At 37.0% G+C, this 15927-nt stretch carries 13 protein-coding genes; 7 read left to right on the forward strand and 6 right to left on the reverse strand.

The window, feature by feature from the left end; all coding sequences use genetic code 11:
• Positions 1–184: 184 nt before the first annotated feature.
• On the reverse strand, positions 185–364 hold the full coding sequence (locus tag PMI13_RS14350; protein ID WP_156104431.1) for a hypothetical protein: 180 nt from the start codon (positions 362–364) through the stop codon (positions 185–187).
• Between the two features lie 22 nt (positions 365–386).
• Positions 387–869 carry a SixA phosphatase family protein gene (locus PMI13_RS14355; protein ID WP_007844928.1) on the reverse strand — a complete coding sequence of 161 codons (483 nt, stop codon included), beginning with the start codon at positions 867–869 and terminating at the stop codon, positions 387–389.
• 113 nt (positions 870–982) lie between these two features.
• Between PMI13_RS14355 and ruvX the strand changes: the two genes are divergently transcribed.
• The 5 genes from ruvX to PMI13_RS14380 all read left to right on the forward strand — a co-directional run bounded on the left by ruvX (position 983) and on the right by PMI13_RS14380 (position 4575).
• The gene (gene ruvX, locus PMI13_RS14360; RefSeq protein ID WP_007844937.1) at positions 983–1399 is read left to right on the forward strand and encodes a Holliday junction resolvase RuvX; all 417 of its coding nucleotides are present in this window, start codon (positions 983–985) and stop codon (positions 1397–1399) included.
• Positions 1396–1968 (forward strand): peptide deformylase, encoded by a 573-nt coding sequence (def, locus tag PMI13_RS14365; protein WP_007844938.1) that lies wholly within the window; start codon positions 1396–1398, stop codon positions 1966–1968. Before ruvX ends, def begins: the two co-directional genes overlap by 4 nt.
• Before the next feature lie 71 nt (positions 1969–2039).
• Positions 2040–2600 carry a DUF5606 family protein gene (locus PMI13_RS14370; RefSeq protein ID WP_007844940.1) on the forward strand — a complete coding sequence of 187 codons (561 nt, stop codon included), beginning with the start codon at positions 2040–2042 and terminating at the stop codon, positions 2598–2600.
• Positions 2601–2920: 320 nt separating this feature from the next.
• On the forward strand, positions 2921–3694 hold the full coding sequence (gene mazG, locus PMI13_RS14375; protein ID WP_007844942.1) for a nucleoside triphosphate pyrophosphohydrolase: 774 nt from the start codon (positions 2921–2923) through the stop codon (positions 3692–3694).
• 5 nt (positions 3695–3699) lie between these two features.
• Positions 3700–4575: a hypothetical protein gene (locus tag PMI13_RS14380; protein ID WP_007844943.1), complete on the forward strand. Its 876-nt coding sequence runs from the start codon at positions 3700–3702 to the stop codon at positions 4573–4575.
• 109 nt (positions 4576–4684) lie between these two features.
• Here the strand turns inward: PMI13_RS14380 and PMI13_RS14385 are convergent, their stop codons facing one another.
• Positions 4685–8401, reverse strand: a complete 3717-nt coding sequence (locus tag PMI13_RS14385; RefSeq protein WP_007844945.1) for a metallophosphoesterase — start codon at positions 8399–8401, stop codon at positions 4685–4687.
• 26 nt (positions 8402–8427) lie between these two features.
• On the opposite strand from PMI13_RS14385, the gene PMI13_RS14390 reads away from it, so the two are divergent.
• A complete protein-coding gene (locus PMI13_RS14390) occupies positions 8428–9588 on the forward strand; it encodes a Pycsar system effector family protein (RefSeq protein WP_007844947.1) in 1161 nt (386 codons plus the stop codon).
• Between the two features lie 21 nt (positions 9589–9609).
• Positions 9610–10533 carry a bestrophin family protein gene (locus PMI13_RS14395; RefSeq protein WP_007844955.1) on the forward strand — a complete coding sequence of 308 codons (924 nt, stop codon included), beginning with the start codon at positions 9610–9612 and terminating at the stop codon, positions 10531–10533.
• Here PMI13_RS14395 and PMI13_RS14400 read toward each other — a convergent pair.
• From PMI13_RS14400 to PMI13_RS14410, 3 genes are all read right to left on the reverse strand, one after another.
• Positions 10518–12836, reverse strand: a complete 2319-nt coding sequence (locus PMI13_RS14400) for a GAF domain-containing protein (protein WP_007844956.1) — start codon at positions 12834–12836, stop codon at positions 10518–10520. The two genes, PMI13_RS14395 and PMI13_RS14400, sit on opposite strands and share 16 nt — an antisense overlap.
• A 73-nt stretch (positions 12837–12909) precedes the next feature.
• The gene (locus PMI13_RS14405; protein ID WP_007844959.1) at positions 12910–14289 is read right to left on the reverse strand and encodes an NADH-quinone oxidoreductase subunit N; all 1380 of its coding nucleotides are present in this window, start codon (positions 14287–14289) and stop codon (positions 12910–12912) included.
• A gap of 140 nt (positions 14290–14429) precedes the next feature.
• On the reverse strand, positions 14430–15926 hold the full coding sequence (locus PMI13_RS14410) for a complex I subunit 4 family protein (RefSeq protein WP_007844960.1): 1497 nt from the start codon (positions 15924–15926) through the stop codon (positions 14430–14432).
• Between the last annotated feature and the right edge of the window lies 1 nt (position 15927).

The following is a 15927-nucleotide window of genomic DNA, read 5'->3' on the forward strand; positions in this document are numbered from 1 at the left end:
TTTCTTTTTGAGCATAAAAAAAAGACTGTCTCACTTTTGAGACAGCCTCTTTTTTTATATTCCTGATTATTGGCTTTAGCCGAAACTTATCTTTTGGGTTTTAAAATTGCTATTGTGGTGCTTTTAAATCACCCCGTCAAAAATTCGGGAGAATTTTTGCCACCCCTCCGGAGGAGGGGAATTTTTATTGCGGATATTTTATTTTCCTCTTCTGAAAATCTTCAAAAGTCTGGAATTTTTCTTCGCGGGAATATCTCCATTCTCCGGGTACAGCTTTGGCGAGCTTTACATCATTGATGGCTATGGTATCAAAATAATTTTTTTCCTTCTTTCCTGTGAAAAGAAGGAATAGGAATATTGACAAGTAAAATGTTTTAAAAATAAAATCAGATCTTAATCTTCCCGGGCTCATAAAAGAATAAAAGTTTTTTTCGGGCACCGTCAAATTCAGACCATGAATTGCAGTCGATTTCAAAACCTGCCACTCCGCAGGTAGGAAAATGAAAAATATCATCCGAAATAGAATTGGCAAAATTTGAAATGCCATTATTATGAGAGAAGAAAGCTACCGAGTTATGGGTATCATCCAGATTGTAAATTACAGATTCAAAATTCTTTTCCGAGGGATTATACAGTTTTTCATCAGTCATAAAATTAAGCTGATAAGCCTGGTTGAAAATCCTGCAGGTATTCAGTGCACGGACTGCTGGGCTCGATACCAGGTAGTCGATCGAAATATTATTGTTTTTTAAAAATCTGGACATGTTCATTGCGTCTTCCAAGCCTTTGTCTGCCAGAGGTCTGTCAAAGTCTTCGGTCTCTTCCGGCCAGTCGCTTTTCGCATGTCTTACAAGGATGAGTCTCTTCATAATTTTGTTTTTGGAAAATTAAAATTATAAAAAAAATAATGGAATAAAACATGATTTATAAAAAAAACTACGTTACGAATAAAATCATTAAAATTTACTAAATTTGCAAACCTATGGGACAAATCCTTGCAATAGACTACGGAAAGGCTCGTTGTGGCATTGCTGCGACGGATGATATGCAGATCATTGCGAGCGGTCTGGATACTGTTGAAACAAAAGTTGTACTGGAGTTTTTAAAAAAATATTCCATTGAAAACAAAGTAGATGAAATGGTAGTAGGGCAGCCTGTAGATTTAAAAGGAAATATGTCTGAAGTGGAAACTGATATTTTAAAATTTATTGAGAATTTTAAAAAGGAATTTCCCAATATTCCTGTTCACCGTTTTGATGAAAGGTTTACCTCGAAGATGGCTTCATTCTTTATCTCACAAAGTGGAAAAAGTAAGAAGCAAAGACAGGAAAAAGCATTAATAGATAAAGTAAGTGCAACGATTATATTGCAGAATTTTTTAGAACAAAAAGCAAGATGATTCTACCGATAAGAGCCTTTGGGGATCCTATTTTAAGAAAAGTAGGCAAAGATATAGACAAAAATTATCCCGATTTACAAGAACTGATAGACAATATGTTTGAAACGATGTATAGTGCAAACGGTATTGGTCTGGCAGCTCCGCAGATAGGATTGGATATTCGCCTGTTTGTAATAGATGTGACCCCTTTGGCGGAAGATGAGGATTATGAAGATATTAAAGATGAATTGAAAGACTTTAAAAAAGTGTTCATCAATGCTAAAATTCTTGAAGAATCCGGTGAAGAGTGGAAGTTTAATGAAGGTTGCCTTTCGATTCCGGATGTAAGAGAAGATGTAAAAAGAAAGGGTACGATTGTTATAGAATATCATGACGAAAATTTTGTAAAACATACAGAAACTTTTTCCGATATTAGAGCCCGCGTAATTCAGCATGAGTATGATCATATTGAAGGGGTTTTATTTACCGATCACCTGAGTGCTTTGAAGAAAAAGCTGGTAAAAGGTAAACTGTCAAAAATCTCTCAGGGTGATGTAAGCATCAATTATAAAATGAGATTTCCTAAATAATAAAAAGTAAAAAGAAAATAATAAACAGCAAAAAGCTTGAGCCGATTGCTAAATTCATAAAAAATAAAATTATGCTGTTAGAAAAAATAATTTCAATTTCCGGTAAACCAGGACTTTACAAGTTAGTTTCTCAATTAAGAAACGGATTTATTATTGAAGATGTTACTTCAAAGAAAAAAGTAAGCATCGGAAACTCAAGCCAGGTAAGCTTGTTAGATAATATCGCTATGTTTACTTTTGATAAAGAGGTTCCTTTGTTTGAAGTTTTTGAAAATATTGCTAAAAACCATGATTATAAAGAAACTATTTCTCACAAATCTTCAGATGCCGAATTAAAAGATTTTATGGGAGCTTCTCTTCCCAACTATGATACGGAAAGAGTATATGCCTCTGATATTAAGAAACTGGCACAATGGTACAATATTTTACATAAAGCCGGATATATTACACCTGATAGCTTTGTGAAAGCTGAGCCTGAAACATTGGAGCCTGCACAGGAAGAAGCAGAAGTAACTGAAAAAGCACCCGCTAAAAAAGCATCTCCGAAAGCTGAAAAACCAACAACTCCAAAAGTAAAAGCTACCTCAGCAGCAAAAGCGGCTCCAAAAAGTACACACACTAAAAAAGGATAATTTTTTCCTTTGAATAATAAGTAAGGCCTTGTTAAGAATTTTCTTGACAGGTCTTTTTATTTCCGGGTTCTTAACTTCATGAATAAAAAGAATGATTTTGTCATGCTGTAAGCATCTCTACAAAGCTTAGATTCCGTATTACCATGCCCTGGATTCTTTTTACAATTTCGTATTTCTAAAATAAGCGAAGAAGGAGCTTTGCTTACCTTCAGCTCAGTTTTATTTGTCCTTTGTATAGCTTTGAGATAAATCTTATGGAGGGTAAAGTTCTTTTTTATCCATGATTCCTTACATTTGTATCACTGAATTCTCAATGACTTATGAATACCAAACAGGAAAAATTAGAAGCTTTCGGGAGATTACTGGATATTATGGACGACCTGCGGGAAAAATGCCCGTGGGATCAGAAGCAGACGCTGGAAACACTTCGTCATTTAACGCTTGAAGAAACATACGAACTTTCTGATGCTATTCTGCAGGGAGACCTGCAGGAAATAAAAAAAGAATTGGGTGATGTTTTGCTTCATATTGTTTTTTATGCGAAAATAGGCTCTGAAAAAGAAAGTTTTGATATGGCTGATGTGATCAATTCTTTGAATGAAAAACTGATTTTCCGCCATCCTCATATCTATGGTGATATTGAAGTGAAAGATGAAGCAGAAGTAAAGCAGAACTGGGAAAAACTGAAGCTGAAGGAAGGAAATAAATCTATTTTGGGTGGAGTTCCGAAAAGTTTGCCCAGCATGGTTAAAGCTTACAGGATCCAGGATAAAGTAAAGGGCATCGGTTTTGAATTCCATGATGCGGAAGATGCGTGGAAAAAAGTAGATGAAGAAATTGCTGAATTTCATGCTGAAACAGATCCGGAAAAGAAAGAGCAGGAATTGGGTGATGTATTTTTTTCATTGATCAATTATGCAAGGATTTCAGGAATTAACCCGGATTCAGCTTTGGAAAGAACGAACCTGAAATTTATTTCAAGATTCCAGAAAATGGAAAATATAGCTCTGGAAAAGAATTTAAAGCTTGAAGATATGTCTCTTGAAGAAATGGATATGCTTTGGGAAGAAGCAAAACTTATAAATAAAAACTAATGAAAATGAATATTTTGTGCGCAGCTGCTACGCTTTTACTTGTCGGATGTAAGGAACCTAAAACTCAACATGCCCAGCTGACAGAAGATACGCTTAAGGTGGAATTTTCTTTGCCTAAAAAGCTGAAAGAAGTTTCAGGAATTACATTGTCAGGTGACCAGAAAACAATCTGGGCTATAGAAGATCAGGGCAATAAAAATGTAGTGTATGGTTTAGACAGACAAGGCGCATTGGTAACCGACGTTCTTGTCGAAAATGCAGAAAATAATGACTGGGAAGATATTACAAAAGACAGTCAGGGAAATATCTATCTTGGTGATTTTGGAAATAATGAGAACAGCAGGCAGAATTTGTCAATTTTAAAACTGGACCTCAAAGATGCTTCTCAAAAGAATACAAAAGTAATTCAGACCACAAAATTCCATTATGAAGGACAGACTGAATTTCCACCGAAAAAATCCAATTGGTTATATGATTGTGAAGCTTTCGTGGAAATGAACGGAAACTTTTATCTTTTTACAAAAAACAGGAGCAAAGGATTTGACGGAACTTTCCTGGTCTTCCAGGTTCCGAACAAGGAAGGGGATTTCGAAGCAAAACTGATCGGAAAACTAAAGCTTACCGGAAAATATAGTGATGCGGCGATTACTTCGGCAACCATAAACAGTACGAAAGATAAAATTGTATTACTGACCCATAAAAATGTCCATGTCCTTTCCGGATTTACGGCCAATGATTTTAGCACTGCTAAAATTCAGAAGATATCCATGAACCACAATTCTCAAAAAGAAGCGATTGTTTTTGATGATGATAAAACATTGTTGATTGCTGATGAAAAAGACAAGGCTACCGGAGGAAATGTGTACCGGTTTTCTTTTTAATATGAAATCAATTGAGCTCAAAATTTGATGATCTTGATTTGAGCAGTAAGAAAATAAAAAACAGGCGGAGAATTTTCTCCGCCTGTTTTTACCTGTATGCTTAATGATTTTAAAACGTCATTCCCACTCCCGCAGAGATTCTTCCGCCATCGGAACCGTAGAAGTAATTCAGCCTTGCTGAAAACATTTCTACTACACTCAGCCAAAGACCTCCTCCGACAGACTGATGCCATTTTTCTGAATCCTCATGGTCATTCCATACTCGGCCGATATCATAGCCTATTAAAATTCCCATATTGGCAGGGATGATTGTATTTCTTACCCTTCCAAAATCCCAACGGATCTCAGAATTGTTGGTGAAATAAGATTTTCCTGAAAACCTGTCATTTCTGAATGCTCTCATCCCGTTATTTCCGCCGATGCTTGCTGCCTGATAGAATTCAAAATTATTGTTGTTGATCCACATGACATCACTTGAGTTGGCAAAAACAAAATTTCCTCTTTTATCCAGTCTGTGATCAATCGTCAAAGTTCCGTTTAAAATCAGGAAATTTCTGTTTTGTTCAGAAAGATTGGTTTTCCAGTCTGCACTCATGGTTAGTTCCATGCCTAAAGTAGGAAAAGCATTGTTGTCTAAATTTTTATAGCTGAAAGTATAGTTGGCTCCTGCGAATTGCTGATCGTTGAATACCTCAGGATTTACATCCGGAGACTGGTCTGCAAACCGGTTACCTTTTCGTTGTACTTTATTGTTTTCAAAAGTCAGCTGGAATTTATGCTGAAAATTCATCCAGCTTTTCTTTGAGATAGAAGGTGCAAAATTTAATTTTGAGATTCTTGCCCTGTTGTATTCTCTTTCTACATTCTCTTTATCATATTCGCTCTCATTAGATAAGCCAAAAAAGTTTTCTGCAAAACGCGGAGTGGTATACGCAGCATCGATATTAAAATCCCATCCGGAAATAGCTTTTTTAAAGATTCCTTTATACACAAGATTAAATCCTCCGGTTGCCGTATAAAAATTAGCCTTTAAGCTGTGCTTTTGAGTATAAGGGGCACGGATGAAATTATTTACGGTATAATTAGCCAGAACCCCCAGAATCACACCATCATCAGGGTTGTAATCGGCATTAGGATAGCCTGCAAAGAAATTGTATTTCGGATGCCTGTAGTTATAGGTGTTGATATCATAATCATCAGAAATGTTTTTAGTGGCTGAAGAAGTATTGTAAGTGTTTTTCTGGGATTTGAAGTCATAGATTTTCACTTTGCTTCCATTCGCTACATTGTAAACGTCATGATTGTAACCACCGATAAGGCGGATGTTCATTTTAGGTCTTCCGTCTCCGGAAACTTCATAAATATCATCATCTTCCAGACCATAGATCCAAAGTTCCTTTGTTTTGGTATCATCATAAGTTTTTTCAAATACCAGTTCCGGATTTTCTTTGTTTTTATCCAGCTTATATTGTTTTATGTTGACTGTATTTCTGTTTTTAGTAATGACAAATTTGTCAGGATTTACTGTTCCTGCTAAAGGAACTTTTTCCTGTAAAACATCGTAATATTTTGAAGCATAATCCTGTAAATGAGTTTTACGCGATTTCAATTTCCTCTGAATATCTGCAATGGTTTCGTCTTTTACCTCTTTCGGGATATTATTGAAAGCCTCATCAATATCTTTATCGGTAAGGTGTTCCTGAATATATTTGGCCTGTGAAATCCATTCTTCCTGGGTAGAACCTTTTAAAAATATTAAATCCAACGGATAAGGTTCCATATTCATCCATTTCACATTTTTAATGTCATCTTTGAATGTTTTCATGTGGCGGATGGCCGGAATATTCATAATCACTTTAAATGCAAAACCATCATATTTACTGAAAGCCTGGTCTCTGTCTCTGGGAATCGGCTTATAAATTACTTTGTCGCCGTCCTGGTATTCCGCCCATTTCCATTGATCAGAATGTCTGTCCCAGTCACCAATCAGCATATCAAAAATTCTGGCTCTGATATAAGATTCCTGATCTACGGAATATTTGTGATTTTTTGTAAAATTTTTCAGGATATCATCTGTAGAAACAATGTCTTTTGCGTTATCAAGAGATTGAAGGGTTTTAGGATCGGAAGAAAAGCGTTCTTCAATCATATACATTTCATCTCCGTAATTCTGATTATAGTCTCCCAAAGCTTTTTGTTTCGGAATATAATACAGTCTTGGATTGCTGTGGAAAATATTTACTTTATCCGCCATATTTCCTACCGAAAATGGGGTAAAAGGATGATTGGTTGTATAAAAATCTAGTAAGAATTTTTCAGGGAAAGTATTATTCAGCTCATTTCCGAAAGTACTTTTCTTGAAAGCCATGTTATTCAGAAAGCGGACGGCACTTTTCTTAACGCCCCGCATTACAAACTCCTGCCCGTCATTTGCCTTAAGCCTTAAGCTGTTGGACTGATTACCGCCACCTTCCCTGAATGGAGTGTAACCACCGTCTAATTCCGAAATATTAGCTGTCGGGGCTTCAATAGGGATTCCGTAATAGTTTCTGTAATGTTCACCCCAGAGCCATCTGTAAATTTTTCCTTTCTCCGTTAATTTTTTAGGATAGATGGTAGAAGATAAGGTGGCCGGAAAAGAATCCGGATAATCATTGATAAACTCCTTTGGTTTTTCAATAACAGCTATATGAGACAGCTTTTGAAGCTTATTATCTTTTGTCGAAAAATATTCAACGTCTGTACTTTGATCTTCTCTTATGTTTAAGATGGCAAATCCGTTTCCGCCGTAGGAAAAATCCGTTCGTTCCGCGATGGTGGAAGGATCGGTCTTAGAGCCTGCTCCGCTGATAATCTGCCTTATGTTCCGGTCTTTATGATATTGTAAATTGTGGTCGTGTCCTGAAACGAAAATAATATTCTCTTTATCCTGAACAATACTTTTTAGACGGTTGGCAAGATCTGCATAATGCTGATTGTTAATGTCTTCAGAACTGACTCCGGAAGAAGTTCTCAGAACATTAATTAAACTTGCAACACCCGGAGCCGGAACTTTACTTTTTAATGGGAAAAGATGAGATTTTGCAGAGTTGTATCCGGCATGAGTCCCGCTGCTGATCACCGGATGATGCAGGGCGACGATAATTCTTTTATCCTGGTTTTTATTGATCAGATCTTTAAACTCAACAAAGAAATCTTCACGGGTTTTAATGGTACAGTTCTTATTGATTCCCGGATGTTCATCCCAGTTGAGCAATACCCATTCTGTATCAATCACAATCAGTTTAACATCACTGCTAAGGTTTACATCATCGATCGGGCATGAGTTTTTGGGTAAGAAAGATTTTTTGTCGTTGAAATAGTTTTTCACAAATTCCTCCTGAGCTTTAAGCCCGTCCAGGCCATGATACCAGTCATGATTTCCGGGAATAACCAGTGTTTTACCTTTAAAATTTTTTGTAATGGCCAGCTGGTTTTCTATTTTTTCTTTAGCCAGAGGATATTCCTTATCGGTTTCTTCCGGCATTCCCAGAGGATAAATATTATCACCCAGGAAAATCAACATTGAATTTTTATCAGCCGAATCCAGTTTGCTCTTAAGAAGGTTTAACGTATTCTGTGCCTGAATTTCGTCTGCGTTTCCGGCATCTCCGACTAAGAAAATTTTAAAATTATTTCCGGATTTTATATCAGAATTCTTTACTTCCTGTAAGTTTTTTCCTTTTTTTACGTTATAGGTAGCACAAGAATAAAGAATCCCCGGTACCAGTAAGAATCTAATTGGAACTGAAAATCTTTTTAGATGGGTTTTAAAGGATAAATTCATAAATTTACATTAACAAAAATTCAGGAATGGATATTTTATATAAAGCTAAAAATTATGTTGAAAGCTTATTCAAAGATAAGTTATCTTCTGTATATTTCTATCATAATTTTATTCATACGACGTACACCGTAAATAAAGCTGAGGAAATCATGAAAAGTACCCCTGTTTCAAAAGAAGATCAGGAAAAGGTATTGCTGGCTCTCTGGTTTCATGATACGGGCTATATTGAGTGTGCCCAGAATCATGAAGAGGAAGGTGTGAAAATTATGAGAAATTTTCTGCAGAATGAAAATTATCCGCCGAATGATATGGAAGATGTTTCAAAACTGATTCTGGCTACAAAAATTACTTATGAACCTCAGAACCTTTTGGAAAAAATTGTGAAAGATGCCGACTGCAGCCATTTTGCCAGCCATGATTACAATGATATTTCAGATGCCCTGAGAAAAGAATGGGAGCTCACCAACGTGAGATGCTATTCTAATGACGAATGGAATGAAGGGAATCTGGATATGCTGAAAAATAAGCATAAGTATTATACCGATTATGCCAAAGAAAACTGGGAACCTTTAAAAAAGAAAAATATCAAAAAAATCGAGAAAAAGCTTGAAAAGGAAGAAGATAAAAAAGAAAGCTCTGAAAATAAGAAAGAGCTGAAGTCTGACAGAAGTGTAGATACCTTATTCAGGGTGACTTTGAATAATCATACAAGATTGAGTGATATTGCGGACAGTAAGGCAAACATCCTACTTTCCGTAAATGCGATTATTATTTCGGTCTGTCTTTCGGTTTTAGTTCCTAAACTGGATACCCCGAAAAATTCACATCTTATCATTCCCAGTTTTATCCTTTTATTATCGAGTGTTTTAACGATTATTTTTGCGATTTTATCTACAAAGCCCAATGTTACCAAAACCAGGTTTACTTCTCAGGATATAAGCGACAGGAAAGTTAATCTCTTATTCTTCGGAAACTTCCAGCAAATGCTGTTTGGGGATTATCAGGATGCAATGAGAGACCTGATCAAAGACAGGGATTATATTTATGATTCGATGGTGAAAGACCTGTATTATCTGGGTAAGGTTTTAGACAGGAAATACAAGCTTCTTTCCATCACCTATAAAATTTTCATGGCAGGGATTATCATTTCGGTATTGTCTTTCGGATATGCTTTTCTTTCGTTATAATTTCTAAATAAAGCCCTTGAAATGATTGTAAGACAGCGCACCAACTGGCTGAAAATGCTATTTATATGGAGAGGTTCTGTATTAAAGAAGATTATCGTTCAGCTGGTTATCATTACGTTGTTTTCTATAGCGGTTTACTGCTTCAAAGGAAAAATATACGATTATAAAGTTCATCTCAATCCTACAATTTTTACACTGATTGGACTGGCTCTGGCCATTTTTATGGGATTCTGCAATTCCGCAAGCTATGACCGTTATTGGGAAGGAAGAAAGCTTTGGGGACTTTTAGTGATTGAAACAAGATCCTTAACCCGGCAGATATTATCATTGGTAAATGATTCTTCCCCGGAAGCTCAGAAAGATAAGCAGGAAATTGTAAAAATGATCTCGGCCTTCTGCTGGTCTTTAAATTATCAGCTAAGGGATAAAACCGGGACGGAACATCTTTCCCGTTTGCTTTCATCTGAACATATAGAGCAACTGAAGGGGAAAACATTTATTCCGGGTGCTATTTTAGGATGTATCGCAGACTGGCTGAATGGACAGAATAAAAAAGGAAATATCGATACGATTGTACTGACTTCAATGGATCATCAGCTGAATCAGTTTTCAAATATTTCGGGTGGATGTGAAAGAATTTATAATACGCCTTTACCTTTTGCGTACAGTGTTTTATTGCATCGTACGGTTTATTTATATTGTTTCTGGCTTCCTTTCGGGCTGGTTGACAGCCTGGGATGGATGATGCCTTTGATCGTTCTTTTGATCAGCTATACTTTCATTGCCCTGGATGCGATCATACAGGAAATAGCAGAACCATTCGGGGAAGAGGAAAATGACCTTGCCTTAAACAGCATCTGCAGAACGATTGAGTTTTCAATTTTTGAACAGGCAGAGATTCCGCAGAATGAATTTAAAGTCCCGGATTCTTATTTTATAGACTGATCCTGATCCAGAGAAACTCTCAATGCAAGCAACCCCGTAATTCCCTGTAAATCTTCAACTTTTAAAAATTCAATGTCAGATTGAAGGATTCCTTTTTTCTGAAGCTTATTAATGTATTCAAGATATTCTTTCTGGTTTTCCATCCCGAAATAGACGATGGTGATCTTCCCGGGACAGGTTATCCTTTCTGTAGAGCCTTTGATGTGGGCTTTATCCAGACGTTTTTTTACAATTTCATAATAAGAGTTATAGGCACCGTCCACATCAAAACGTTTTTCATCCATCCGGAAACGGATGTCTATTTTTTCGTTGTATACGAAGATCAGTGAAGCAATATCCATGGAGATAGGAAGATCTTTTTTGAAATTCTGAAATTCAAGCTCCATATTACAGATGGTCTTCAGCTGCCAGTATCTTAATTTGTGAACCACTTTTGACGTGTAATGCAGATCCGGTGCAATGGTAGGCCCGATGTACAGATTATGCTCCACACCGTCAGATTTAAATCTTTCATAATAATGTGGGAAGATCTGCTGGGCTTTAACCTGATTTTCGTCCAGCATATCTGCCAGTTTCCTGTTGAGCAATGTTATAGAGTCATCAAGGCTTTTTCTGTTGGCATAAAATAAATCAGTCTGAGGAAAAACCTGTGTAAAATAATCTTTGATCTTGGTCTTTATCTCTCTTGTGGATTTCAGTTCCAGTTTTGCCTGCAGATAAGGATGGATTTCTTCTCTCAGCAATCTCTGAAGACGTTGCTCGGTATCGGCTTTGATTTCGTTGTTCAGCTCATTTTCAAAAACTTCAAGGGCCAGTAAATATTTCTCCGAATCAGAATTGATCAGCAAAAAAATATCGTGCAGGGTTTCCATCTGTAGGTTGAGGTCTTCCAGCATCAGATTGAAGCGTTTTTCGGAGGAAGAGCGGATGTCTGAAAACCCGAAAAGCGGTGTAAGGTTTTTAAACGAGATCTGTTTCAGGGTGTACATTTTCTTAGCCAGGTAAGCATTGAAATACTTCTCGGCTTCATTCCTGAATTTCCATACCACACTGTCGTGAATGGAAGTATATTCTCGCTGAATGATGGCTTCTATCTGATAGTTTTTTTCAAAACTGAAACGGTTCAGAGAAAACAGGATCATATCTGAGAAAAACTCCATTTTTTTCAGCTTCAGCCCGTTGAAACTATTGGCATGGGGAGAAGTAAACTCCATGATCGCAAGAAGCTCATTGTCTTTCATAATAGGAATGACCATGAAGCTGTTGACATTATTGTCTTTCAGAATTTTGAAAGAAGGGAGTTTTTTTATATTTTCATCGAGTTTACCAACGTTGGAGACAACAATCGGCTTTGAATTATGGCTTAAATTACTGAAGGTATTTTTCCGGGTGTCCTCATCAAAAGTATTGATCCAGAAATCCAGGATATGATTGGTAAAAAGACTTTCATAAATCGGAAGTTTATCCAGCTTCTGATCTTTTTTATTGAAAAGCATCAGCCCGAAATTCAGGTCTGCAACATCGAAGTAAGATTTAAAAATTTCTACCAGGTTTTCATCCGGATCAAAATCTTCCGGGTCAATTTCTATCATGCTGGATTTGAGGTCAGACAAAGCAACCTCTGAAGTGCAGTCTACGAGAGAAATAATGGTAAACCCTTTCAGTATCCATGATTGGGATGGAAAATATTTTTTCCAGAGTTTAAAATCATCAAGGTTCTCCAGCAGCATATCCAGAACATCATCAGAAGGGATTTTGGCATTTTCTGTAGGATAAACTTCTGTAAAATCTGAATTTACCGTAATCTTATAATGCTTCATGATACCCTGTTTATTCGGGATATCATAATAAAACGGAATCATACTCCGGATATCCCTTTTGAAATAAGCCTGCAGGATCAGACAGCAGCAGAAAACATAAAATTCGTCGTCACTAATGTTTCTGAGCTCAATTTCAAAATCTTTTCCGGCATCTTTGAGGATATTTTTAAACCTTTCCGTATAATTGAATGTAATATTGGAAAGCGGGATACTTGCCGCTTTAATTTCATTATTGGTTAACCCTGTCGGAAATAAGTCTGCAAGCAGAAGCCTGATGAGGTCTTCATTTTTTTCCAGAAGCGAAACGTCCTGAAAGCCGTCTCTCAGCTCTACAAAATTTTTGGTTTTCTCGATAAGGGATTCGGCATAATTGACCCGGTATTCTAGCCGGTCGTTGTAACGGATATGCTCAAGCACATCCAAATATTTTTTGAATGATATATAAACCTGGAATGGAGCGTCTTTTTTGTAAAGATTTGCCAATGTTGAAATTTCAAGTAAAGTTATAAAAAAAGCACAACTAATGGGTTGTGCTTTTTAATTTTTATATGGATTCTTACAATCCGAACTGTTTTGCAAACAAGTCAGGGAAGACTCCTAAAATAATGATAGAGGCAATAATAAGTACCGCAACGATATTGTAAGTAAGTGTTACTTTTTCTGATGTTTTGAATGTTGTTTCCTTAAAGAAGAACATTGCGATAATCAGTCTCAGGTAATAAGCAATGGATAAGGCAGAACCTAAAACCGCTACTAGAACAAGGAAAGCTGCGCCGTTCATCGCCTGGGAAAATAAAGCAAATTTACCCATGAAACCTGCTGTTAAGGGAACTCCTGCCATTGAAAGCATAGAGATTGCCGCTGTGGTTGCCAGTAAAGGCTCTGATTTTGCCAATCCTTTAAATGCTCCGAAAGAAGTTTCCCTTTTTAATTTTTCTACCCAGATCAGGCACATAAAAACGCCTACGGTAGATAGTGAATAGGCAAATAAATAAAATGCCAGATTGTAAGTGGACAGGCTTGTCATCCCGAAGAAAACCAAACCGATATACCCTGCGTGGGATACTGATGAATAGGCCAACATTCTTTTAGCATTCGTCTGGGCAAGACCCATAACGTTTGCCAGAAGTAATGTGATGATTAAAAATACTCCTAAAACATTGATCCAGTCGTGAGTAACTCCGGCGAAACCAATGGTCATCAATCTGAATAAGGCGAAAAATCCTGAAATTTTTACCACACTCGCCATGAAAGCTGTAATTAATGAAGGCGCACCATAATATACATCAGGACTCCACATATGGAAAGGGGCTAGTGCCACTTTGAATGCCAGTGCACAAAGGATCAGAAGAACTCCCAGGATAAACATCACATTGGTAGGGTTTGCTGTCCCGAAATCATGGATTTTATATAAATCAAAGCTTCCTGCACTTCCGTAGATAAATGCAATACCGAACAGTAAGAAACCTGTTGCGAAAGCACCCATCAGGAAATATTTGATTGAAGCTTCATTTGATCTCAAATCGGTTTTATTGGCACCCGCCATTACGTATAACGGGATAGAAAGAATTTCTACACCTAAAAACAGGGTAACCATATTCTGGAATCCGAAAAGGGTAATTCCGCCGCAAAGTGCAAACAGCATCAATGCATATAATTCTGACTGATGGCTTCTGTGGTTGCTGAATGCAAAACCTCCCAGAAAGAACAGCAACAGCGTGGTTACAATTGAGATTTTTGTAAATAAAGCCGTATTCGGGCCATATTCATACATATGTCTGTACTGTTCGAAGAACGAACATTCCGGCAAGAAGCTGACATATAATGCGATGATTAATCCTAAAATCCCAATGTATCTTGCGAATTTCCCTTGTTCAAAAACTCCTGAAAATAACGCAACAACTGCCGTTAGGAAAACAATAATTAAAACACTCATAACTTATATTTGAGATTTGAGACGTGAAGTTCAACATTCAATGTTTAAGGGGAAAAGTTCAAAGCTTATCACTCTTTGTTCTTTTTTCCTGCTTCTGATCTCTTAATTCTTTACTCTTTTACTCTTAATTTTTAAATCTTTTAATTGGTTGCCATTGCCGTGTAGATAAACTTCACTGAGCTGCTCACCATTTCGATTACCGGCTGAGGGAAAATACCCAGTAAAATCACAAAAACCGCTAAGCTTGCCAATACGGAAAATTCTACCCCGGACAGGTCTTTTGCTGTACTTAATACCGCTTCATTCCCCTGGCCAAACATTGCTTTTCCGTAGAACCTCAACAGATAAACTGCACAAAGAATTACAGTAAGACCTGCAATCACTGCTGCCAATGCATTAAAATCGAAGACTGATTTGATCAGAATAAATTCTCCGACGAACCCGTTGGTTAACGGAACTCCCATTGAACCTAATATAATGATCAGGAACAACACCGCAAATTTAGGAGCCACTTTTGCTAAACCTCCCATTTGCCTGATATCCCTTGATTTAAATCTCTTGTATAAAATATCACAACAGTAGAACAGACCCACCACGTTGATACCGTGTGCAAAAGTCTGTACCAAAGCTCCTTCAGCTCCTTCTACCGTAAAGGTTCCTCTTAGAGTAACTACGGCTGAAGCAAAGATCCCGGCAACCATTAATCCTACGTGGGAGAAAGATGAATATGCAATGATTCTTTTCATATCCGTCTGGATGATGGCAATTAATGCCCCGTGTACAATTCCTACTATGGCAAGAATGATAACGATCTGTCCTGAAATTCCTGCAATCGGAATGGGAGTAATCGGTAATAAATAACGCATTACACCATAAACCGCCATTTTAAGCATAATTCCTGACAACAGCATCGATCCCTGAGTAGGAGAGTAGGTATAAGTATCCGGTTGCCACGTATGGAACGGGAATACCGGTAATTTCACTGCAAATGCAAAGAAAATAAACCAGAAAACTACGGTCTGCTGAGTTTCATTCAAAGAAGCATTATATAAATCGGTTAAAGCAAATGATGCAGAATGATTATAAACATAAATCAATCCGGCCAGCATGAACAATGATCCGACGAAGGTATACACGAAAAATTTCGTAGTGAATTCAAGTCTTTTATTTTCCTGACCCCAAAGTCCGGCAATAAACCAGATCGGAATCAGGGTTACTTCCCAGAAAATGTAAAACAGCAGGCCATCTAAAGAGGTGAAAACTCCCACAAGCCCGAATTGCATCAGCAAAATAAGACCATAGAAAGAATTTCTGTAGCTTACATTTTCATTGAAAGATGATAAAATAATTAGTGGCGTTAAAATATTGGTCAGTAATAAAAGAAGCATACTCATTCCGTCGATCCCGAAATGAAGCGAGCTTTTAATAAATTGTGACCATGGATAATTGATCTCGTGCTGTAATACACTATCCACTGTCGGAGTAAAATCAAAATCCGAAAGTACATAGAATGTAAGCAGCATCTGAACCAATGCAATTCCTAGCGCCAAATATTTGCCGGATTTATTTTTCCACGCAAAAACTAATCCCGAACCTACCAGAGGTAAAAGTAATAATGTTAATAATAAACAAGACATT

The organism is Chryseobacterium populi (assembly GCF_000282115.1).
GTDB lineage: Bacteria > Bacteroidota > Bacteroidia > Flavobacteriales > Weeksellaceae > Chryseobacterium > Chryseobacterium populi.